We start from the raw sequence: 22,616 nt of genomic DNA, 5'->3' as shown, positions 1-22,616 counted from the left end.
GCTCCCGGGAACGACTCGGGGCCGGAATCCCTGATCTGGATTCCGGCCCCGGGCCTTCAGTAGCGGGGACAGGATTTGAACCTGCGACCTCTGGGTTATGAGCCCAGCGAGCTACCGAGCTGCTCCACCCCGCGTCGTTGTGTCACCAGTGTACGCCATGCGCGGGACCGGTCACGCCACCCGATCGAGCAGTAGCCGGTCGCCCATGTCTCGCGTTCCTCAATCTCGTCGTGGCCGCCGAGGAGGAGTTCGGCGTCGCGCTGCCCCACGAGCCGCTGGACCTGTCCCCCGCCTCCACGCTCGGCGAGGCCGCCCGGGTCTTCTGCGATGCGTCGTGACGCCGCGGTCACCAGGGGCCGGGCCGGTGCCTTGATGGGAAAGCGGCGCGTCGGCGCGACCGCCGGGGACCGTCCCCGCAACCGTCGGGGACCCCTCCCGCCGCCGCAGCCCTGGCTTCCGTACGGAGGCGACGCCCTCCGGCCCGTCTCCCAGCACGCCCGCCCCACCTCGCGCCGGCACCGGAACTCGCCGCCTTCGGAGTCACGCACACCCTCGCGAGATCGACCTACTCCTTCAGCACCTTGATCAGGCGGTACCGGCCGGACGCCCCCAAGGACACCTGCGGGACCGCCGCCGCGTTCAGCAAGCTGGTCATCGACAAGCTCCGGCAGTCCGACCCGCCCGTGTGGGCACTCCGGCTCACCCCGCGTTCAGCTCCGCGAGCGGCAGCGTGTGCTGGGTCTGGAGGACCTTGGCGCGCAGGTAGCGGACGTTGTGGGCGGTCGTGAAGACGCCGGTGGGGATGCGGTCGTGGACGGTGATGCCGACCCCGCGGAGCTGGTCGGCCTTGTCGGGGTTGTTGGACAGGAGGTCGAGGTCCGTGATGGACAGGGCCCGGAGCATCTGCGCCGCCGCCGTGTAGTCGCGGGCGTCCTCCGGGAGACCGAGCGCGGTGTTCGCCTCGTACGTGTCGAGGCCCTGGCTGCAGGGCGTACGCGTCGAGCTTGTTGTAGAGACCGATGCCGCGCCCCTCCTGGCGGAGGTAGAGCAGCACGCCGCCGCGGGCCGCGATGCGCTCCACCGCCTCGTGCAGCTGAGGGCCGCAGTCGCAGCGGGCGGAGCCGAAGAGGTCGCCGGTGAGGCATTCGGAGTGCAGTCGCACGAGGGGGCGGGGGCCGGGTTCGCCGAGGACGACGGCCACGTGTTCCTGGCCGTCGGTCAGGCCGTGGAAGGTGACCAGGTCGGCGTCGGCGCTGTAGCCGTCATGGAAGCGCAGCGGTACCCGGACGCGGGCGCGCGGCGTGGCGGCGGGGAAGTCGGGCATACGGGTCTCCGGGTGAGTGTTTCAGATTTGAAGCAGCTCCTCGACCGGCGACCCTACTGCATGCTTTAAATTTGAAGCAACAACTTGTGCGTGACCCATCTCACGGGCCCCCATGAGGCGGGTCACGAGCACGGTGACGACCGGCGCCGCCACGGCACATCCCCCGCCGCATTGCCGCCACCGTCTCCCTGAAGGGCCTGCGCGACCTCCGTGAAGATCTCCTCCAGCTGCCCCACCTGCCGCGGCGTCAGATGATCGAACAACGTCGCACGCACCGCCTCCACATGCCCCGGGGCCGCCCGCTCCACCACGGCCATCCCCGCGTCCGTCAGCGCGGCCACGCTCCCCCGCTTGTCCCCACGGCACTCCTCGCGCCGTACCAGCCCGTCCTTCTCCAGCCGGGTGACGGCGTACGTCAGCCGACTGCGGGTGATCTTCAGCTTCTCCGCGAGATCGGTCATCCGGAGGCGGCGTTCCGGGGCCTCGGAGAGGTTGGCGAGGATGGAGTAGTACAGGTGCGGCATGCCGGCCTCCTGCTGGAGCTGCCGGTCGAGCGCGTCCTCCAGGAGGAGGGTGGCTCCCATGTACGCGCGCCAGGCGCGCTGCTCCTCCGGGGTGAGCCAGCGAGTCGTCATGCCGCCAGTGTAGGTTTGTTTAAAATTTTAACCAAGCCCGCCGGTTCCCTCTCCGGTCCGCCGGCCCCGAGGTGGAGTGCGCCCATGCCCTACCCCTACGTCCTGCTGTCCGCCGCCGTCTCCCTCGACGGCTACCTGGACGACACCGGCCCCGAACGCCTCCTCCTGTCCAGCCCGGCCGACTTCGACCGGGTCGACGAGGTACGCGCGTCCGTCGACGCGATCCTCGTCGGCGCCGGCACGATCCGCGCCGACAACCCCCGGCTGCTGGTCAACTCCCCCGAGCGGCGGGCGGCCAGGGTGGCGGCGGGGAAGCCGGAGTACCCCCTGAAGGTCACGGTGAGCGGTTCCGGCGAGCTGGACCCGACCGCCAACTTCTGGCACACGGGCGGCGAGAAGGTCGTCTGTACGACGACGGAGGGCGCCCGGCGCCTCAAGGAGACGCCCGTCGCGGCGGACGTGGTCGCACTCGGCGACACCCTCGACTGGCGGGCGCTGCTCGCGCATCTGCACGACGTACGCGGCATCCGCCGCCTGATGGTGGAGGGCGGCGGCACCATCCACACCCAGCTCCTCCTGGAGGGCCTGGCCGACGAACTCCAGCTCGTCCTCGCCCCCCTCTTCGTCGGCGACCCGTCCGCCCCCCGCCTCTTCGGCCCCGGCCACTACCCGCCCGGACGCCTGCGCCTGGTCGAAACACGGCCCATCGAAGACGTCGTCCTCATGCGCTACGAGCCCACCGCCCCCGGCGTCGGGCCGCTGGCCTCGGCGGCCGACCGCCACTGGCTGGCACTGGCGTGCGAGCTGGCGGCGCTCTGCCCGCCGTCGGAGACGGCCTTCAGCGTGGGCGCGGTGGTCGTGGCGGAGGACGGGACGGAGCTGGCGCGGGGCCACTCGCGGGAGGGCGGCGACCCGGTCGTACACGCGGAGGAGGCGGCCCTCGCGAAGATCGACGCGCGGGACCCTCGGCTCCCCAGGGCCACGGTGTACACCAGCCTGGAACCATGCACCCACCGCGCCTCCCGCCCCCGCCCCTGCGCGCAGCTGATCCTCGACGCCGGTGTGGGTCGCGTGGTCACGGCCTGGCGTGAGCCGGACACGTTCGTGGCGGGGGCCGACGGGAGTGGGGTGCTGGCGGGGGCGGGGGTGGGTGTGGTGGTGCTGGCCGAGTACGAGGGGGCGGCCAAGGGGCCCAATCGGCATCTGGCCGGGTGAAGTGTTACGCGCATGCTTCGCCCGCCACCGAAACGTCGCGGGCCTAGCGTTCGCGCATGACGACCGACACCACCGCCGCCACCACCACTGGCGTGACCGGCACCCCTGGTACGACGAGCACACACCGCGTGATCCGCCCCAGCATCCTCTACTTCGGAACCCCGGTGGTCCTGCTCACCACCGAGAACGAGGACGGGTCCTTCAACCTCGCTCCGATCTCGTCGGCTTGGGCGCTGGGGCAGCGCGTTGTCCTGGGCCTGGGAAGCGAGAGCCAGACGGTACGGAACCTCCGGGCGTGCCCGGAGCTGGTGATCAGTGTCGCCTCACCGCAGGTGTGGGAGCACGTGGAGCGCCTCGCACCGCTCACCGGGGCGAATCCGGTACCGCCCGGCAAGAGGGCGGTGTACCGGTACGAGCGGGACAAGTTCGCCGCGGCCGGACTCACGCCCGTGGACTCCGACGTCGTACGGCCGCCGCGGGTCGCCGAGTGCGGCCTGCAGTTGGAGGCGCGGGCGGTCGGGTTGACGGCGGGCGGCGAGGGTCTGTTCTTCAGCGTGGAGTGCGAGGTGCTGCGCGTGCACGCCGACGAACGCGTCGTCATACCGGGCACGCACCACATCGACCCGGCCGTGTGGAGCCCGCTCATCTACAACTTCCGGCACTACCACGGGCTGGCGCCCGAACTGGGGCACGGCTTCCGGTCGGAAACGGCGCGAACGCCGGCCCAGCCGTGACGCCCGGACCCCTCAGCCGCGCTCGGGTCGACTGCCCCGAGGCCCCGGAACGCCTCGACCCCGGATCAGGTGCGCCCTGACCGGGGTCGATCCGTAGGCCCTGTGGGACTCGAACCCACAACCAATGGATCAAAAGTCCTGGCCAAGGCTTGCTGGGCGGTTCCGGGCCGTTCGTCGGTGTCCGGAACCACCTGGTCAGGGTAGGTGCTGCCGCATGCTCAGTCCACGCCGTGATGGCCTCTGCTACATCATCCGCTCACGCATCGCTCACGCACGGCACGCCCCTGAACAGCGGCTTTCGGTCTACAAGAGGACGACGCACCCTCGCTGCTCCAGTGCGGTCAGCAGCGAGGGGGAGGGCTCGCAGGCGTTCCAGCGCAGGTCCAGCTTCTCCAGCGCAGGCATGTCGGCGACCCAGCCCGGCAGCCGTGTGAGGCGGTTGCTCCGCACGTCAAGTTGGCGGAGTCGGGGCAGGTCGGCCAGTGCTTCCGGGAGCTCGCCGAGGGCGTTCTCCCTCAGGTCCAGGTGGCACAGTTCGCGGAGGTCCGCCATGGACCGCGGCAGGCTTTCGACCGCGTTGCCCCGGAGCCACAGCTCGCGCAGGCTGTGCAGGTAGCCGATGCCGTCGGGCAGCGTGGTCAGCCGGTTGTGCTGCGCCCGGAGTTCGATCAGGCCGGCCATCCGGCAGACGGTTTCGGGCAGGGCGGTCAGCGCGTTCTCGCCGACGTTTAGGTAACGCAGCCTCGTCAGGTTTCCCAGGGCGTCGGGGATCTCGGTCAGGTCGTTGTCGTGCAGGTAGAGGCAACCGCTGAGGCCAACCAGGTCACCGAGTTCGTCAGGCACCGAGGTGAGGTGGTTGTGCCCGAGGTCCAGCGTCGTCAGCCGGAGCATCTGTCCGATCTCCGGCGGGAGGTCCGTAAGCCCGTTGTCCGCGAGGATCAGTACCTGGAGTTCGGTGTGCTGCCAGACGGACTCGGGGACTTTGCCCAGCTGTTGACGCCACAAGTTCAGTAGGTGCGGCACGGCTTGATCCCTTCCCGGGTATGCGAGCGGGCCAGTCCTACAAGGAGTCACCTCGCGCGGACTACAGCGAATCGGTCGACGCGGGAGAACCATCAGAGCGGGCAGAGATTCTTTGAGCGATCCTTCGCGCACGCTTGATTAGGTCAGCAGCTTTATCTGGCGATAGATCGAATTCCATCCCGTGAGCAATCCTGTTTCTAACTAGAAGAATTTCCCTCAAGTCTTGGCGGAAGTCTTGACCCAAGCCATACTGGTCGGCGTGGTCATCGATTAGCGCACCAATCGGCCGAGCGGCTGTGTCTGCTCCTGCCGTTGCAGCAGAACTGTCACGAATCGCGCGCTCGATCTCGATCCAAGCTTCCATTACTTGCCACCTCGTATGCTCACGAGACGCGACAACAGCCTGAGCCTTCGCTGCCCTGGATGCGTAAAAGGCCCCAAGCGCTGCAACAACTGCACTAATTGAAGCTGTAAGCACACTCAGCCCAGCTACCACAAAGCCTTGCGAGGGTACAGTCACATGCCGCAGAAGGAGCCAAGACAGGAAAGCCCCAACCAGAACACCAACAGTCACGGTCGAAGCACGAACGATCGTCTTCTTCTTAACCTTGAGGTAATCACCAAAGAGCTCAGAAGGAGCGCCCTTTGCTGCAATTGCAACATCTTCTCGGGTGACTACAGCAGAGCCCCTTTGGTCTGCACAGAGCCGGGCGCGCAGAAGCAGCTCCCTCTCTGCCTTCTCGGACCAGCGTCGCAACTCCGACTGAGCATCCTCTGTAACCGAGTATCCAAATACCTCTCGTGATGACTCAGCCATCATTGCGCCCCAGGAAAAATGCGATAATGCCCGTCGTTGCAGAAACGGCGAACCCAATTGAACCAGTCGCCGTGTCCATACTTCCGGCAAACACACCAGCTACTACGGCCGCCGCATACGAGACGAGCTGCATAGCGTGTTTGAACTTAGGCGTTGGTCGCTGGATATGGCCTCGACGCCCAAGGAGATCCGCCTCTTGCACCATGCTGTTTGTGATCATCGGAGCGCCCCCTCCGACATGCAGGCTCGCCTCCAAGCGTCCGGCCTCGCGGAGCACGTCCTCCCCGTACGCCTTCATGCACTCTTCGAGTGCCTGTCTCGCCGGCGGAGCAAGCGAGGAGCTGCCTGCAACTTCGATCGTCAGGTCATCTGATGCCACAACGGCCAGACTATAGGCTGAACTGAGTCTCTGTCAGCCGCAGACAACAAACCAGAGTCCCCTGCCGACAGTTCAATCCTTGCGCTTCGAGTGAGCGCCGAGAGGGATTGAAAATCGCTAGCCAATCGGACTGTAATACATTCCCCAGCGGCTATTGGAGCAGGTGCCGAGAGAGCGCTCCAGGTGGGTGTAGATGTTCTGGTCGAACGGGACGCGCGCTTTGGGAACGTTGCTGTAATGCCCCCACTCTGCAAGATTTTGTTCGCTCGCGTGGTGGACGCAGTAGTTAAAGCAATCAAAGAGGGGCGGATCGTTGAACAGAAACCAGAAGTAGGGGAAGCTCCTCGGCACGCTGTCTATAAGGGCGCGCAGATCGCTGGTGCCCGCATCAGCAACATACTTCGAGGGTGCACCTTCGAGGAGTGCTACGGCTTCACCAAACAACCCAGCCAGGGAGTAACACACATACAGTGATGCCAGCAGGACCGATAGCTGCGAATAGTCTTGGCCAATACCAACTCCCGTCCCGCCGTAATGGATGTTGCTCCTTTCGCGCAGCTCACGCGCAGCTCCATGCGTTGGGTGGAGGAATTTTCCGAGGAAGGTGTAGTGCGCCTCGATCCGCGCAATGGCAGCCGAATCAACCAAATCATTTAGCTCGAGGCTTTGCAGCAGGGCGTCGTAGGCGAGGTAGTGCCGGTAGCTGAACGTTGCCCCTCTCTGGTGCTCCTCTAGGGCCTTCTTAGTTTCTTCCGGACGCGGGTAATACTGGAAGTAATCTTCATCATTAAGGCGCATCACCTCAGGCCGGAACTGCTGGAACTGGAAGTAATGGATAGGGATCACGAAGTCAGGGTCTTCTTTGTCCTTCAATCCCTCGAAGATGTGCATGAGGTGCCTGGCGGGCGCTCTGGGGTACTTACGCACCGCGATGCGCTGTGATGTACCAGCTGCCCGCTTCGCTTCTAGTTCCTCTTGTTCCTTCCGAAGACGTACATTGAATTGCCCTTTGGTCAGGTTTGAGAGGTCTTGCAGCCGAAAGTATTTACGTCCTCGGCACATCAACATAAAAAGGAGGTAGTGCTCCAGCAGCGATCGACTGAGCCCAAGCGAATCGGCGATCTTGCGGTTTCCGATGAGCGTGAGACAGCTATCCGCAGTTTCAGTGCGGAGGTTTACGAACTCCAGCATCTCATCGTACAGAGCATAGTGGACCTCCCCATGCCTGATCTTTCCGCCCCAGGCTACGTATTCGCTAATCATGGAGCGAGTGTGCTGATTTACGCGGCCGATCTCACGAGTCAGACTGGCATCTTCCATGTGCCTGCATCCTTTGCCGACGATTGGTGGTGATCACTCGTCACAGGTTTAGGTCTTCACCATGCTGGTGTCTCAGCTGCGTCAGGATCAGACTCCCGACCCCCAGGACGCCGAACGCGTACCGCTTAGCATCGTCCCGCCTCTGGATGTTGTGGCGGTCAACGTTGCTCAGAGCCTGGGCGAAGCCCATGCCGAGCATCCGCCAGCCCTCCCACTCGCCGCTCTCCTTGCCCAACCGGAACTGGGCAGCATCCGCGAAGACTGTCGAGTACAACCCCTTGCCGACAAGGGTCTTGCCATTCTTGTCTTTGGGATCGCCACACCACTGACGTACGTGGTGTTCGACAAAGATGGCCGTCTGGCTAGCTACCGCCTGCCAGTCTTCGTTTTCCACGTAGTTTTTGACGAACGCCCAGAGATCCGGGTCAAAGGCGGTCTCATCCACTGCGTCGTCACTGGTGCCTGCGTCCTCCAGCTCGAAGATGGCCGCCTCGATGACACCACAGGCCCGCTTGAGCCCGCTAAGGAATGACGAGTCAAATGAAGACTGCGGGCTGTCAGTCGAGAAGACCATGGGTCGGTAACGAACCGCCTCGAAGTCCTTGAGCAAGGCGTGGTCTTTTCCGAGCGATCGAGTAAGTACGGATCGCACCTGCCCCTTCCAGGACGAGAAGCGGTCGGGGCTCTTCAACGCGAGGCCCTCAGTTCGCGCCTGTTCCTGGAGTTGCTTCAGACTCGCGATGGCCTTCTGTGTCTGCATGCGGGACTCCTCCTCCAGAAGCCGACAGCTCCGCGGCCATGGTCAACTATCGACACACAGTAACCCCAACAGACCGGCAATCACTCACACTCCGTCAAGCCTTGGGCGGGCAAAAGGAATAGACCACCGTTCATACGTGACTTTTTGTGATCACTTCTGTCGACTAGTGACCGTGCCCATCTCCCGCTCCAACACCCGCACGAAGGCCACGCCGCCCTTGGAGAACGACCATCCCTCATAGCAACCTCGACGCTCGGTAACGGGTCCAGCGCTGCGAGTTGGGTGTACCTCGGCTGACGCGGCCCAGATAGGCAATCCAAAACGTTCATGTAGCGGATACTGCAATCGCCGTACCAAAGCTCAGCCCGGAAGTCCTTGGTTGGCAGGGGCGATGCGTTCTCAGACTGTGAGTCGGAGTATGGCTGTCGCGTGCTGAGGGCGTGACCCGTAGTGATCGGCTGCGGCGGCGATGTTGGTCCAGTCTGCTTGGCGCATGATGCAGCCCAGTTCGTTCGAGGGACTCGTTCGGCACGTTTCAGGGTTGCTGGCCTTCGCCTCGGATATCGAGCCGGAATGGGCAGAATCGGTAGAGCAACGGTGGACTGCGGCATTCCAACGTGATGGTTGGTCAATACCGGGAGAATGATCGAGCAAGCGTCGTACCCCACGCATCTCTTGGGGCACGACCGAGCAGTGATGAGAGACTGCAGTGCGGGGCAGACCGCGCGACATAGCGCGAAAGACTGGGCCCAGAACTACAGCACGATGCTGGATTCCTCCCAGGTTGTCGTGGACGCTGGTCAGCCGACGGCTCGGATCATCACGGTGAGAACCGGTGAGGCTGGTGATGGCTGGCTCTGCCCGATGTCCTCGTACCCCCACGACCTGTAGAGCGCATGGACCTTTCCGTCGCCGGCCGCTGGGTTGACCATGAGCGTGACGAATGGCTCGTCGCGGGTGGCGAGAAGGGCGTCGTGGATGCGGCGGGCGGTGCCGGTCTTCCGCCAGGTCGGCCGGACGCCGATTTCCTTCAGGGCCAGGGCCGGGCGCTCGGTGTACTTCGCAGCCGGCGTCGGGCTGGTGCGCTGCCAGTAGCGGTCGCCGTGCTCGATGGTGTTGCTGTAGGCGTAGCCGACCGGATGTCCGTCTGCATATGCGAGGACGGCTGTGAACCCCGGCTCCCCGCCGTGTCGGTCCAGGCGCTCGCCGAACGAGGTGACCGCGTAGTTCGGCAGGTGGAGGAGTGGGGCGCGTACGTCGGCGTACACGTCGAGGAGGTCGCCGCGGGCTGTGTCGAGGGTGGTGAAGGTGCGCAGTTCGATGGCGGGCGCCGTTGTCATGCAGCCATCCTCCAGGCGGCGGTGTGCTCGGTCCAGGTCTGCACGGTGGAGCTGCCCGGCGCCGTGGCGCGCAGCGCGGCCCCGAACTCCTGCAGCATGCGCGTGACCCGGGCGTGCTGGGTGGCGGCTTCGGCAGGGACCTTCATCGCGGTGGCCGTGGCGGCGTCGGGGGCACCCTGCGCGAGCTAGGCGTGTGCGAGCCGGGTGGTGGTGATGGCCCGGGAGCGGATCATGTGGGGCCGGAGGGCGGACAGGCAGCGGTGGGCGTGGTACTCGGCGGTCGAGTAGTCGCCGAGCGCCAAGTGTGCGGAGAGGGCCAGGGAGTCCAGCTCGGCCTGGTCGTAGAAGGCGAGCATCCACACCGGCCGGTAGTCGGCGGGGTCGGCGCGCAGCATGGCGTCTTGCGCCTGATCGAAGGCGCGGCGGGTGCCGGTGCGGTCCTGCGCTGTGCCGTGGATGGCGCCCTGGCGGGCCAGGCCGAGCGAGGCGAAGAGGGGGTCTCGGCGGGTGAGGTGCAGGTTGCGGGCGACGTCGTTGGCGGCGAACGCGTCGGCGGGGCGGCCCATGTGGCGGTACATGGTGCCCGCGTGGCTCCAGATGCGGAACTTGATTGCCTGGTCGCCGGACATCTCGGCGAGGGCCTGGGCCTCGCGCATGTGTGCCTTGGCGACGTCGTAGCGCCGGCCGTCGATGGCGGCCCACATCGCGGAGGAGCGGAAGGCGGCTGCGGAGGCGTAGAGGTTGCTGCGTACGCGCTGGGTGGCGCTGCCCGCGTTCTGGAGGTTCAGCGCCTCGTCGGCGAGGGCGGCGGCCCGGTGCTCGATGCCAAGTTGTCCGCCGTGGCGGTGGTCGCTGGCGATGATCTCGGCGAAGCGCTTGTTCAGGCGGTTGACGTCACTCATGCCGATACGGCGCGGCGACGCGGTACCGGGTGCGGCTGCCGCGGCGGCAGCCGCAGCAATGCTGCCGACGAGGGTACGGCGCTTCATGTCGGGGTCCTCCTGCTGCGGTGGGGCCGGGATGGACGAAGGCCGGCCCCGTGGCACGAACCCTAAAGCGACGGCGGGTAATCCGGTGACGTCCTCAAGTGCCCTGCGGGCAGCTGACTTTGGCCACGTGACCCGGCCCGCTTTCCATGCCCTCACAGATGAGCCGTCGAGCCCTCCAGGGCGCCCGGTCAACCGTTCAATGGCCCTGTTCACGGCCTCGGCGAGGCTGTTGGAGCTGTAGCCGTGTTCGGTCATCCACGCCTCAAGAACGGTGTTGCGGGTGGTGTCCATGCGGGCACGGTAGCCCGCGCGATCCTCACCCGCCAGGTAAAGGAGAGGTCAAAACGCCCTAGGTCGGTCCGTCGACTGAGCACCTGAACGTCCTAACCAACCTGCTGTGAAAGGGAGTTGTCTGGGTGCTGGTCGCCCGCCGCGCCCCACCGTGCGGGCGGCTGTTGACGGCCCGGCCCGCCCCTGAGGTTCCCCCGCGGGGGCGGGCCGGGCGCCGAGACGACACGAAGGCTCCACCCCAATGACGAGTCTGAGAACACCAGTTGAGGCCCTCTCCGTCGGCCACCCCACGTACAGCCAGACCTTCCCGTGCAAGCCGTCCACGGCCGAGATCGGCCGCGGCCTCGTCCGAGACGTCCTCGGTGTGTGGCACCTCGACGGCCTCGCCGACCGAGCCGCGCTGATCGTCACGGAGCTGATCGCGAACGCCTCCCGGCACACCCCATGTTCCGAGATCCGCCTCACGGTTGCGCGACCGGACGCGACACGACTGCGTGTCGGGGTCGTGGACCGGGAACCAGCGCGTCTGCCCATACTCAGCCAGGCGGCTGACGACGACGAGTCGGGGCGCGGACTGCTCCTCGTCGATGCGGTCGCCGACCGCTGGGGCTATGACCTGCACGGCTCGGGCAGACGCCCCTGGGGCAAAGAGGTCTGGGCGGAACTCCGCACCGGGGGCGGCGAGTGAGCATCCCGGCCACGGCGCCCTCGCCCCTTCCGGATCTCGCTCGACTCCGGCCCCGCCAGCAGATGGCCATGGACTGCGCCCTCTGCGCCTGGCCGCTGGGAGCGAGCGGTCGACGGCTGGGCGAGATACGCCACCGGGGCCTGCCGTTCCAGCTCTGGGCCTGCGCTCCCAACTGCCAGGCCGCCAGATCGACCATCCCGACCAGCTGAGAAAGGGGACGTCCTTCCATGGAGTGGCCGTGGATCACCGGTGATTGCTGGCTCGGCTGCGGGCGTACCGGAGTCCTGGTGATCTGGCTCGGCCCGGTGCAGTGGGACGGGCAGCACGCACCCTTCTACGCGTGCGAGCCGTGCCTCGATCGTCTCAAGGCCCAGGCACTCGCCTACTTCATGAAGCGGCGGCCGACATCCGCTTGATCGGACTCACGGCACACGACTTCCCGGCGTGAGGCAGGCAGCCCGCGAGGACTTTCCTACGCGGAGCACGTCCCCTCGTGCCGGGCGGCCAGGAGCCGTCCGGGGAGCAGCCGTCTGGCGACGCTCCCGTGGCGGCACCTGGTGGGCACTCCAGCCCAGTAACACCACAACGATTGCGAGGAGTTGCAGCATGACGCGCAGCACCGTAGTTCCCAGCCGCACCGAAGTACGCCCCCAGATCCCGGGGGCGTCGGACGGCTTCGACCTGGACGTCTCCCTCGTCGAGATCGCCGACCCGGCGGGCTTGGTCAACCTGACCGACGACAACTGCGGGTCCACCTGCGGCGCCTGCACCACCAACGTCGCCTGACCGGCCCGAGGTCAATCCGGTCTGGTGCCGCCGCGTCTCCGCGCGGCGGCACCAGCCGCCCGCCCCCACCTACGGAGGTACTTGGTGGTTGCTCCGCCCGCAGCTTTCCGCACCGGCTCCACTGCTCTCGTGCGCGCCGTGGCCCGGCCCTCCCTGCCGTTTCCTCCCTGCCCTGACCTCGATGACCGCTCGCCCACTGGTTCGTCTACCCGCATGGCGTGGCTACGCGCGGTCTGGGCGAACAAGGAAGTCGCCGAGGCACTCCAGCACTCCAGCCCGGTCCTGGCCGCGCAGGTACGGGCTCTGTGTACGGCCGAGCACCCCGCCCGCCGCGACGTGCAGCGCGCGACGCTGTCCGTAGCCCGCTACCTGCTTCGCGCCCAGCACCGGGCGACGCCCTTCGGCCTGTTCGCCGGCGTTGCAACCGCTGAGTTCGGCCCGCAGGCGCGGGCAGACTGGGGCGAGGAACACATGGCCGTCGGCCGCGCGGGGGCAGAGTGGCTGGCGGCCCTGGTCGCACGGCTGGAGTCATGCCCGGACCTCCTCGAACGGCTGCCCGTCGTCATCAACAACACCGTGGCGTACCGGGGAGACCGGCTCATCGTGCCCTTCCAGCCCGACGTCCAGGACGACCGGACTCGCGCAGTCGAGGCGTCTCTGGCCCTGACCGGACCGGTGCGCGCGGTCGTTGCCGCGACCCGACTGCCGATCCGGTTCGGCACCCTCGCGGACAAACTCCAGGCGGACTTCCCCGAGGCCGGTCCCGAGAAGTTGTGTCAACTGCTTACGGAGTTAATCCGGCGGCGGGTGCTGATCACGGGCCTGCACTCTCCGAGCACCGAGACCGATGCCCTCGGGTATCTGGTGGGCCAACTCGACGCGATCGACGCCGGGAGCCTCGCCCCGGTCGCGGAGACCGTACGCGAGCTCCACGCAGTGCGGGCGGGCCTGGAGGAGTGCGCCACATACGGCGGCCGGGACAGCGTCGCGGCGCGGATGCGAGACCTCGTCCCTGGCCTGCGTCGCCACCCCGTCGCGCTCGACCTCCGTCTGGGCGCGCAGATCGTTCTGCCGGAAGCGGTCGCCCGAGAGATCGAGCGCGCCGCTCTCACCCTGACCCGCTTGAGCATCCGCCCGTACGGGACCGCCGCCTGGAACGAGTACCACCAGCGGTTCTACGAGCGGTACGGCATCGGCACGATGGTGCCGCTCGCGGAGGTCGTCGCGGACAGCGGCACCGGCTATCCCGACGGTTACCCAGGCGCTCCGGCCAGCGCACGCAGGCCCCGCGTCTCCGCTCGGGATGACACCCTCGTACGGCTGGCTCAGGCCGCCGCGCTTGACGGCCGTGACGAAGTGATCCTCACGGACGAACAGATTGAGACCCTGGACGTGGGTCCCGATGAGCCACGGCTGCCGCCGCACTTGGAGATCGGAGTGCAGGTGCACGCGGCCAGCCTGGAGGACTTGCAGCGTGGGCGGTTCCGGCTGGAGATCACGAGCGTGTCCCGAGGCGCCGGCGTCTCCACAGGCCGATTCCTCAGCGTGCTGGCCCCCGCCGACCGCGAGGCCCTGGCCGCCGAGCTTGCCGACCTCCCGGCCGCAGACGGCAACACCGTGCCCGCGCAGCTCTCTTTCCCACCCCTGCTTTCCGAGAGCGCCCACGTCACCCGCTCCCCACAGGTTCTACCCACCGTGATTAGCCTTCAGGAGCACCGCGCCCCGCAGGACACCATCCTCACCCCGGAGGACTTGGCTGTGGGGTGCGACGGCCGCCGCATGTACCTCGCCGTCCCTGAGCGAGGCCACCGCGTGGAGGCCGTCGGGATGCACGCGCTGAACCTCCGCACCCACACCCCACCACTGGTGCGGTTCCTCACCGAACTGTCCCGCGCCCAGTGCGCGCAGGTCACCGTCTTCGGCTGGGGCGCCGCAACGGCGATGCCGTTCCTTCCACGTCTGCGGTACGGCCGGACAGTGCTGGCCCCGGCGCGCTGGCGGCTGGAAGCGTCCGAACTGCCCGGCCGTGCCCGTCCTCGGGCTGAGTGGGACGCCGCGCTCAGCGACTGGCGTGCCCGGCGGAGACTGCCGCGCCGCGTCCATCTCGTAGAGGACGACCGGCGCCTCTTCCTCGACCTCGACGAGGCCGGCCACCGTGCGCTCCTGCGCAAGCACCTCGACCGGACGCGCCTGGCCGTACTCGTCGAGGCCCCGGAACCAGATGCGTATGGCTGGTGCGGCGGGCGAGCCCACGAGGTCGTGGTGCCACTTAAAGCAACCAGGCCGTCGACATGGCCGCCACTGCCAGCCCCCAGCCGGGCCCGTGCCCTGTCTGCGGCCCAGATGCAGACGCCTGCCTCTTCGTCGGTTCTTCTGGCCGCGCTCTACGGTGACCCACGCCGCCAAGACGTCTTGCTCTCCCGGCACTTGCCCGGCCTCCTCGAACAGCTCGGCAACCCGCCGTGGTGGTTCATCCGCTTCCGCGACCCGGACCAACACCTCCGCGTACGCATCGCCCTCCCCAACCCGGAAGCCTTCGCCAGCACCGCTCGAACGGTGAGCGCTTGGGCCGACGAGCTACGCAGCATCGGCCTGCTGGCCGACCTGCGCTATCCCACCTCCTACCGGGAGATGGGCCGTTGGGGCTCCGACACCGCATGGGAGGCGGCCGAGGAGGTGTTCCGGGCGGACTCGCGCGTCATCCTGGCCCAGCTCACGCAGCCACAGCGCCCCAGTCAGCGCACGCTGGTGGCGGCCCACACTGTTGCGATCGCCTCCGCGTTCCTTGGCAGCACCGAGGCCGGGATGCGGTGGCTGATCGATCACATCCCGCCGACAGCCCCCGCTCCCGTTCCACGCCCGCAGTTCACCGCCGCCGTACGGCTCGCCGACCCGTGCGACGACTGGGCGGGGCTGCGCCAGGTCCCGGGCGGGGACGCCATCGTGTCGGGATGGGCTGACCGGGATACGGCGCTCGCCGCATACCGGCCGCACATGCCCGGCCCGGACACCCAGGGCATCGCCGTCGACGACGTCCTGACCTCGCTGCTGCACGTTCACTTCGTGCGCCACGTCGCCGTGAACTTCCCGGAGGAAGAGGTGTGCCTCTACCTGGCGCGCTCTGCTGCCCTGGCCTGGACCGCCCGCACCAGGAGGACGGCGTCGTGAGCCTCCACCCCGCGCTCGGCCTGGTCGACGCCATCGCCGCCCGGCTCGCCGACCCCGACACCGCGCCCCTCGGCTCCAGGACGCTTTCCTCGGACCGGCAACACCTTGCATACGGCCCGCCGGGAATCGCGCTCCTGCACATCGAGCTGGCCGCTAACGGCCGCGGCCCGTGGCACCGCGCCCACGCCTGGCTCACCGCCGCCTCCCGGCAACCGCTCACCAGCGGCCCGGACAGCCACCCGTTCTACGGAGTTCCCGCCTTCGCCCATGCCCTGAGCTGTGCCGCCGACCACCTTCCCGGCTCCTACCTGCGCGCCCTCGACGTGATGGACGGACAGATCACAGTCGACGTCGGACGCCGTCTCGACGCCGCACACCGCCGCATCGACGCCGGACGCCTGCCGCAGCTCGCCGAGTTCGACGCCATCCGGGGCCTCACCGGATACGGCGCCTACTTACTGCGCCGAGACCCCGGCAGTTCCACGATGCGCGCCGTTCTCGACTACTGCGTGCGCCTCACCGAACCGATCACCCACCACGGCGAGACCCTGCCGGGCTGGTGGGCGGAGACCGGGCCCTCGGGCAGCCCGGACGACCGATTCCCTGGCGGGCACGCCAACACCGGTATGGCGCACGGCATCGGCGGCGTGCTCGCGCTCCTGGCCCTCGCAGCTCGGAACGGCTACGTCATCCACGGGCACCATGCAGCACTGCGCACCATCCTGACCTGGCTGGACCGTTGGGAGGAGATAGTCGACGGCGGACCGGTCTGGCCGTACTGGGTCACTCAGGGCCAACTGCGCAGGGGATGTCTCGGCCCGTCAGCCCCCAGGCGGCCATCCTGGTGCTACGGCACCGCCGGCCTCGCCCGCGCCCAGCAACTTGCGGCGCTTGCCTTCGGCGATGCCAGCCGCCAGATCGACGCGGAGAACGCGCTCGTGGCCGCCCTCACCGATCCCGAGCAGCTGAAGGCCACGACGGACAACGGCCTCTGCCACGGGTTCGCCGGCCTCGCCCACACTGCCGCGCGTACGGCCGACGACGCCCACCCCTCGACCGCGGGAAGACTCCGCGCCGCGATCCCGGCCCTCCTGGCTGAGATCACCCCGCCGGGCACCGACCCCGAACTCATGGCCACGGCGCTCATCCAGGACCGGAAAGGCGGCCCCGGCCTACTCGACGGCGCCGCCGGCATAGCCCTGGCCCTCCTCGCGCCCAGCACCGCCGCACCACCCCAGTCCGCCTGGGACGCATGCCTCCTCACCGCTTGAACCACCGACCGAAGGACCTCTATGCCTCCCGACCGCTGGCAGCAGCACAACATCACCTTTCTCGACCGCGAGAGCGCCCGGCGCACCATCGCCGAACGCCTCGGCCCCGCCCTGATCCAGGCCGAGGCCGACGGGCAGCTCACCGGCTGGTGGTTCATGAACAAGCAGCCCTGGCCACTGCGTTACCTCGCCGACAAGCCCTCACCAACCATTGAGTCGCTCCTGAGCGATCTAATCGGCGACGGCGTGGCCGTGTCGTGCCTGCCCGGCATCTACGAGCCCGAGACCGACGCATTCGGCGGACCCGAGGCCATGGACGCAGCCCACGAACTGTTCCACAGCGACTCCCGCCACCTGCTCACCTACCAGACGAGCCCGATGCACCTGGGACGCCGGGAGACCACAGTCTTGCTGGCGAGCGTCATGATGCGCGGCGCTGGACTCGACTGGTTCGAACAAGGCGACGTATGGGCGAAGGTAGCGGCCCTTCGACCGGCCACCAATCCACCACCACCCGAACGAGCCGCCGAACTGGCCCCGCCCATGCGGAAGCTCATGACCGCCGACGCCCACAGCCTCTGCCGCCTGGGCGGCCCACTCCACGCTCACGAGGAATGGGTGACCGCCTTCGAACGGGCTGGTGCCACGCTCGCCGACCTCGCAGGCCGCGGCGCCCTCACCCGCGGCCTGCGAGCCGTCATCGCCCACCACGTGATCTTCCACGCCAACCGCGCCGGTCTCCTCCGGGACGACCAGAGCGCCCTGTCCCACATCGCACGAGAGGTAGTCATGGGAACGAGTGACCACACCGAGTCGCCCACCGAGGCAACGGCCAGCATCGATAGCGTCAGCGCGGTGAACACCGACACGATCACCACCCCCACGGCGGACGCCGAGCGCCTCCGCAACACCCTGGTCGACCAGCTCCGCGCGGACGGACACGCCCGCACGCCCGCCGTCGAGACCGCGTTGCGGACCGTGCCCCGCCACGTGTTCGTGCCCGACGCGTCACTCGAAGACGCCTACGCCAACGCACCGGTACACATCAAGTACAACACCGACGGCACGTCCATCTCCTGCGCCTCCCAGCCAGGCGTCGTCGCCCTCATGCTGGACCAGCTCGACGCCCAGCCCGGCGAGCGCATCCTCGAACTCGGTGCCGGCACCGGCTACAACGCCGGTCTGCTCGCCCACCTGGTCGGCGAGAACGGACACGTGACCACCCTCGACGTCGATGACGACCTCGTGGAGGGTGCCCGCACGCACCTCGCCGCCGCCGGAATCACCAACGTCGAGGCCGTGACCCGCGACGGGGCACTCGGCTACGCCGAAGCAGCACCGTACGACCGGATCATCGCCACCGTCGGCGCGCACGGCGTACCGCACGCCTGGCAGCAGCAACTCGCACCCGGCGGCCGGCTCCTCGTCCCCCAGCGCCTCAAGGGCACCGTCTCCCGCTCCATCGCCTACGAGCAGCGCGACGGCCGGTGGGTGTCCCTCGGCAGCGAGATGAACACCTTCATGCCGCTTCGGCGGGGCATCGCTGACGACGACCGCCGAGTGATCCCTCTCAGCACGGACGGCGCCGTACGACTCCAGGCCCCCGCCGGGCTCAACATCGACGCCGACGCCCTCGCGGGCGTACTCGACCAGCCGCGCACCGAGGAATGGACCGGCATGACGGTCCGCGCCATGGAGTCGCCAGAGTGGATGGAACTGTTCATCACCTGCTCCCTGCCCTCCGGTCTGATCCGGATGCTTTTCCCCCAGAGCGCCAAGGGCACCCTGCTCACCGAGGACCCCTACCCCTCGTCGACCGCGGTCGTCGACAAGGGTGCCGTCACCTACCTCGCCCGGCGCCTTTCGAAGGAGAAGACCCCCGAGGGTGGCAAGCTCTGGGAGTTCGGTGTCGTCGGCCACGGCCCCGGCAGCGATGAGCTGGCCGCGAGGGTCGCCGACGCCATCCGCACCTGGGACCGCGACTACCGCGACCGTGAGGCCACGTTCGAAATCCAGCCTCTCGACGCCCCCGAGATCGAGCAGCGCCCGGGGCTCTTCGCCCTCGACACCCCGCTGAACCGCATCGTCGTCGACTGGCGGTGACGCCCCACGTGTAGCGGACGGTGCCTGCGGCACGCAGGCGGCGGGCACCGTCGCCCCACCAGCCCTCACTCACACACTGGGGGACCCATGGATCCGCACGGACCCACAGCCCAGCGCTTCCCGCTCGTCGCCCGATTCCGGCCCGCCTGCCTGCCCCTGCCCGAGCGTGTGCGCAGTCTCGTCGACCTGGCCGACACCGTGGTGAACAAGACCGACCAAGGGCTTGCATCGGCCGTCTACAACCAGGCCGCGCTCATCGCCTCCGACCTCGGCCTTCCCGATCTCGCCCGCGAGATGTGCCACCAACACGCCGCCGCCTACCTCCACGCCTGCCCCCTCCCCGGCATGAGCGCGATCCGAGGGTTGGAACCGGTCGTCAACCTGGCCCGCCTCCAGATTCGCGCCGGCCGCGCAGATGAGGGGCGTCAGCGACTGCTCGACCTGTACAAGGCCGTCGAGGCGGGCACAGCCGCCCGGTTCGAAGGCGTCAACGTACCTGCGGACCTCACTACGACCGGTGAAGACCGCCAGGAGGTTCGCGCGTGGCTGTGGCGCGTCCTCCTCGCCGACGGCACACGCACCCTCACCGCCGAGGGGCGATGGGCCGAGGCGCTGGCGCACATCGAAGCCCACCATGGCATCGGAAAACGGATGCTCGACGGCCGACAGGTCGCCGTACTCGCCGCCCTCGCCGCGGGTGACACCGCCTGGGCAGCTGTCCTCCTTGCCGACACGATGCCCGGCGACCCGTGGGAACAAGCCGTCACGGCATGCCTGACCGTTCTATGCCGCCGCGACGCCGGGCAACCGATCGACGGTCACCTGGCAGACCTGGTGACGGCCTACCTCGGACGGAAGACCGAACCCGGGATGACCGTCTTCGACACCCGGCTCGGACTTACAGTCCTCGACGCGATCGGTTCCGCCGGGGCGCTCGCCGCGCACCGCATCGTCGAGCACCTCCACCGCAGGACGACGGACGCAGAAGACGGCTACGCGGCCCGCGAGAACTTGGCTCATCCTCTGTACACCGAGATCGCCACGGACCGGCAAGTGCAGGACTGTCGCACCCTGGTGTGCGCCTGCGCCCTCGGCGCTGGGATCCTCCCGGACGAGCTGAGAGGAGAACTGACGGCGGCTCTGCGCGCCAGCGATAGCGTGATCCGGGAAAGCGTCACACGTTCCTCCGATCCCGGAGGAACGCGACCCCTGCGGTTCTGACGGTGTCTATCGGCGCTGTTGTTTGGTAGGCGATGGAGGCACTGAGGGGAGTCGCCCGTTTCCGGTCTGCCGAGTGGGGATCGAGCCTGCCATGGTCGACTGCAGGCGGGCAGCTTCGGCGCGGCGGTTGGGTGCTGGGTTTCGGCCGGTGTGCGCGATGCGGGTGATCAGGACGCGGGCGGGCTGTCGTGCGGTGGTCAGCTCGCGCTGGGCAGCGGCTTCCTTGAGGAGCTGGTGCGGTTGATGCCCGCGGGCTTCCGCGTTGGCGAGGACAGTGGCGAGCGCGGGCCAGGCCGGATCGGTGAGGATTCGCTCGGCGTGGTCGGGGACGGCTGCTCGTACGTCGCTGGCCAGAACGCGGCGGGCTTGATCCCTGGGCGGTCGGGCTGTGAGTTCGGCGAGCGTCGGGGCGAGGGCCAGGTCGGCGGCTGTCTGGAGGTGCTGGACGGCCTGGCGGGCGGCGTCGGCCTGGTGGGCGTGGTGCTTCGCTTCGTGCCAGCGCCCGGCGACGATGGCGGCCCAGACGAGGGCTGCGACCAAGGCGGCCAAGGCGCTGCCGTCGGGGCCGGTGGCGGTGTGCACGATGTCGCGTGCCGCGCTGCGCAGGGCGTGGGCAGCTCGGTCTTCCGCCCGTACCTGGGAGCGCTGGGCCCGGGCGAACGCCTTGGAGGCGGCGTGGAGTTCGGCGCGCAGATGGGCGGGTGCCTTCTGCGCGGTGGCTTCGAGGAGTTCGCCGAGGGCGGTGATGTGGGCTTGGGCGTGGATGTCGTCGGCGAGGTCGGTGTGGAGGGTGTCGAGTGCGTCTGTGGCTTGGTGCCAGGGGGTGCTGGGGTGGTTGCGGCGGGCGGTGGGGTGTTCTTCGGGCCGGCTGGATTCGAGGCGGGCCTTGATTTTGGGCAGGGAGAGGTCGGGGGAGATCTTGCTTCCGGGGTGGTAGATCTGCTCGCCGGCCTCGTTGAGGTCGCCGGGTCGGCCGGCGGCGTAGCCGAGGAGGTCTCCTGACGGGCCGCGCCGGACCTGGACCTCGACGCCGCTGGCTTCGAGGTAGGCGATGAATTCCTCGGCGCCTGTCACGTGGGGGATGGCGGCGCGGATGCGGTCCTGGAGCCACTCGGGGCTGGTCTGGTTCCAGCCGAGGCGTTCGGCCTTGTGCATCTCGGCCTGGGTGGGACGGCGGGCGCCGGTGCGGTCACTCTTCTTCAACTGGCGCAGCCCGTAGTCCTTCTCGATCTCGCGGCAGGCGTCGCCGACGCGCAGGCCGCTGTCGTGGAGTTTGGGGCGACGGCCGTCTTCGCGGACGGTGGTGGCGAGGATGTGGATGTGGTCGTCGGCGTGGCGTACGGCGATCCAGCGGCAGGCCAGGTCGTCGCCGGTGGGGGCGATGCCGGCCGCCTCGACGATGCGCTGGGCTATCTCGCCCCACTCGGCGTCGGAGAGGTAGCGGTCCTCGGGTGCGGCGCGGACGGGGCAGTGCCAGACGTGGTCGGTGACCTTCTTGCCGAATTCGCCGTTGCGCAGCCGCACGGGCTCGTCGAGGTAGCGGGCGAGTTCGGTGAGGGTGGCGTCCTCGTCGCGGCCGGGGTCGGGCATGCCGAGCATGGCGAACCCCGCCACGATGTGCGGGTCGAGGTGCTCGTCGTGCTTGCCGGGGCCGTAGAGGTAGGCGAGCAGGCCGCGGGTGTTGGACCCGGCCGGTTTGATGGCGGCGATCACGCGGATGCCTCCGTCTCTGGATCGACGGGCTGACGCAGGGCTTCGGCGATCAGCTCCAGCAGGTCGTGGAGTTCGGTGAGGCGCTGGCGAATGTCGGGTGGGGTGTGGTCGCTGTTGAGGGCACGGGCGATCTGGTTGATGTTGACGCCGATCCTGTTGAGCTGGCGCAGGGCCTGGGCGCGGAAGATGTGCGTGCGGCGGCGGTCCTCGGACAGGGGCAGGTTGGCGGTGAACCGGCCGGTGATGAAGGCGAGGACGATGTCGGCGGCGAAGCCGGAGTCCCCCTTGTAGCCGTGCTCGACGGCTGCCTCCTGAAGACGGGCTCGCTGGTCGCCGGTGAAGCGCAGCGGGCCGACACGGTCGTTGCGCTTGGTGCCGGTGAAGCGGCGGATCGTGGGCTGGACGCTCTTCATGACAGGCTCACCGCCGACAGCCTCAGCGGTGTCGGTGGCGCGTACGGGGCGCAGGGTCTCGCGCTGGACGGTGTGGAGTGTGTCCTCGTCGGGGCCGCCCTCGACCCCGACGTCCTGGCCTGGCGCCCCCTGGCGCTGGGCCTCCTCCGCCACCCCCGGGGCGGAGACCCCCGAAGACCGGCCTTGAGTCGGACTCGGGGTACTACTGGCTCCGCCAGGGGCACCCCGTCCGAACGCACGGCGCCAACGGTCCATCAGCGTAGGGGACTTCGTCAGCTGCGGCAGCTCGTCCGGGGCGTTCTCGGGGTGGAGCGGGTCGTGCGTCATGGACGGTTCTCCAGAAAGGCGTGGGGAGGGCGCGCGGGGCAACGCGAAGATCAGACGGAGTTCGGACGGCTGCCACCTCATCCACAGGTGTGGACGATC

At 68.3% G+C, this 22,616-nt stretch carries 17 protein-coding genes, 1 tRNA gene and 2 pseudogenes; 9 read left to right on the top strand and 11 right to left on the bottom strand.

The annotated features are described in order from the left end of the window. Positions 1-60: 60 nt before the first annotated feature. The 3 genes and pseudogenes from KWI83_RS29455 to KWI83_RS29445 all read right to left on the bottom strand — a co-directional run bounded on the left by KWI83_RS29455 (position 61) and on the right by KWI83_RS29445 (position 1,959). Positions 61-134 (bottom strand) — tRNA-Met (locus tag KWI83_RS29455). Positions 135-699: 565 nt separating this feature from the next. Further along, positions 700-1,324, bottom strand: a pseudogene (ribA, locus tag KWI83_RS29450) (GTP cyclohydrolase II). Between the two features lie 122 nt (positions 1,325-1,446). Further along, complete coding sequence (locus tag KWI83_RS29445) at positions 1,447-1,959, bottom strand: MarR family winged helix-turn-helix transcriptional regulator (RefSeq protein ID WP_218517411.1); 513 nt, start codon at positions 1,957-1,959, stop codon at positions 1,447-1,449. 84 nt (positions 1,960-2,043) lie between these two features. On the opposite strand from KWI83_RS29445, the gene KWI83_RS29440 reads away from it, so the two are divergent. Both KWI83_RS29440 and KWI83_RS29435 read left to right on the top strand, forming a co-directional pair. Continuing rightward, positions 2,044-3,174, top strand: coding sequence for a dihydrofolate reductase family protein (locus KWI83_RS29440; RefSeq protein WP_218517410.1), 1,131 nt, complete (start codon positions 2,044-2,046; stop codon positions 3,172-3,174). Between the two features lie 128 nt (positions 3,175-3,302). After that, positions 3,303-3,908 (top strand): flavin reductase family protein, encoded by a 606-nt coding sequence (locus tag KWI83_RS29435; RefSeq protein ID WP_308122249.1) that lies wholly within the window; start codon positions 3,303-3,305, stop codon positions 3,906-3,908. A gap of 303 nt (positions 3,909-4,211) precedes the next feature. On the opposite strand, the gene KWI83_RS29430 is transcribed toward KWI83_RS29435, so the two are convergent. The 6 genes and pseudogenes from KWI83_RS29430 to KWI83_RS29405 all read right to left on the bottom strand — a co-directional run bounded on the left by KWI83_RS29430 (position 4,212) and on the right by KWI83_RS29405 (position 10,449). Further along, positions 4,212-4,931, bottom strand: a complete 720-nt coding sequence (locus KWI83_RS29430) for a leucine-rich repeat domain-containing protein (protein WP_308122248.1) — start codon at positions 4,929-4,931, stop codon at positions 4,212-4,214. An 809-nt stretch (positions 4,932-5,740) separates the two neighbouring features. Next, entirely contained in the window at positions 5,741-6,127 is a 387-nt protein-coding gene (locus KWI83_RS29425; RefSeq protein WP_218517408.1) for a hypothetical protein, read from the bottom strand. Positions 6,128-6,244: 117 nt separating this feature from the next. Beyond that, positions 6,245-7,447, bottom strand: coding sequence for a hypothetical protein (locus tag KWI83_RS29420; protein WP_218517407.1), 1,203 nt, complete (start codon positions 7,445-7,447; stop codon positions 6,245-6,247). Positions 7,448-7,487: 40 nt separating this feature from the next. Further along, positions 7,488-8,207 carry a TIGR02391 family protein gene (locus KWI83_RS29415; RefSeq protein WP_256362962.1) on the bottom strand — a complete coding sequence of 240 codons (720 nt, stop codon included), beginning with the start codon at positions 8,205-8,207 and terminating at the stop codon, positions 7,488-7,490. A gap of 800 nt (positions 8,208-9,007) precedes the next feature. Next, positions 9,008-9,547: a GNAT family N-acetyltransferase gene (locus tag KWI83_RS29410; protein ID WP_218517406.1), complete on the bottom strand. Its 540-nt coding sequence runs from the start codon at positions 9,545-9,547 to the stop codon at positions 9,008-9,010. Further along, positions 9,544-10,449, bottom strand: a pseudogene (locus KWI83_RS29405) (hypothetical protein). Before KWI83_RS29405 ends, KWI83_RS29410 begins: the two are co-directional and overlap by 4 nt. A 619-nt stretch (positions 10,450-11,068) precedes the next feature. On the opposite strand from KWI83_RS29405, the gene KWI83_RS29400 reads away from it, so the two are divergent. The 7 genes from KWI83_RS29400 to KWI83_RS29370 all read left to right on the top strand — a co-directional run bounded on the left by KWI83_RS29400 (position 11,069) and on the right by KWI83_RS29370 (position 20,064). Beyond that, a complete protein-coding gene (locus KWI83_RS29400) occupies positions 11,069-11,515 on the top strand; it encodes an ATP-binding protein (protein WP_218517405.1) in 447 nt (148 codons plus the stop codon). 227 nt (positions 11,516-11,742) lie between these two features. Next, positions 11,743-11,931 (top strand): hypothetical protein, encoded by a 189-nt coding sequence (locus tag KWI83_RS29395; protein WP_218517404.1) that lies wholly within the window; start codon positions 11,743-11,745, stop codon positions 11,929-11,931. A gap of 190 nt (positions 11,932-12,121) precedes the next feature. Continuing rightward, positions 12,122-12,301, top strand: a complete 180-nt coding sequence (locus KWI83_RS29390) for an FxLD family lanthipeptide (RefSeq protein ID WP_016825826.1) — start codon at positions 12,122-12,124, stop codon at positions 12,299-12,301. Between the two features lie 213 nt (positions 12,302-12,514). After that, a complete protein-coding gene (locus KWI83_RS29385; protein ID WP_218517403.1) occupies positions 12,515-15,469 on the top strand; it encodes a lantibiotic dehydratase in 2,955 nt (984 codons plus the stop codon). Next, positions 15,466-16,740 (top strand): lanthionine synthetase C family protein, encoded by a 1,275-nt coding sequence (locus KWI83_RS29380; protein ID WP_218517402.1) that lies wholly within the window; start codon positions 15,466-15,468, stop codon positions 16,738-16,740. The genes KWI83_RS29385 and KWI83_RS29380 overlap by 4 nt, the downstream gene beginning before the upstream one ends. 21 nt (positions 16,741-16,761) lie before the next feature. Continuing rightward, a complete protein-coding gene (gene fxlM / locus KWI83_RS29375; protein ID WP_218517401.1) occupies positions 16,762-18,843 on the top strand; it encodes a methyltransferase, FxLD system in 2,082 nt (693 codons plus the stop codon). 87 nt (positions 18,844-18,930) lie between these two features. Continuing rightward, positions 18,931-20,064 carry a hypothetical protein gene (locus tag KWI83_RS29370; protein ID WP_218517400.1) on the top strand — a complete coding sequence of 378 codons (1,134 nt, stop codon included), beginning with the start codon at positions 18,931-18,933 and terminating at the stop codon, positions 20,062-20,064. Between the two features lie 6 nt (positions 20,065-20,070). Here KWI83_RS29370 and KWI83_RS29365 read toward each other — a convergent pair whose 3' ends face one another. Further along, on the bottom strand, positions 20,071-21,777 hold the full coding sequence (locus tag KWI83_RS29365; RefSeq protein ID WP_218517399.1) for a relaxase/mobilization nuclease domain-containing protein: 1,707 nt from the start codon (positions 21,775-21,777) through the stop codon (positions 20,071-20,073). After that, positions 21,774-22,343: a MobC family plasmid mobilization relaxosome protein gene (locus tag KWI83_RS29360; RefSeq protein ID WP_218517398.1), complete on the bottom strand. Its 570-nt coding sequence runs from the start codon at positions 22,341-22,343 to the stop codon at positions 21,774-21,776. The genes KWI83_RS29365 and KWI83_RS29360 overlap by 4 nt, the downstream gene beginning before the upstream one ends. Positions 22,344-22,616: the final 273 nt, after the last annotated feature.

This window comes from Streptomyces sp. TRM70350 (assembly GCF_019219825.1).
Taxonomy (GTDB): domain Bacteria; phylum Actinomycetota; class Actinomycetes; order Streptomycetales; family Streptomycetaceae; genus Streptomyces.
This window is presented reverse-complemented; position numbering and strand designations above follow the sequence as displayed.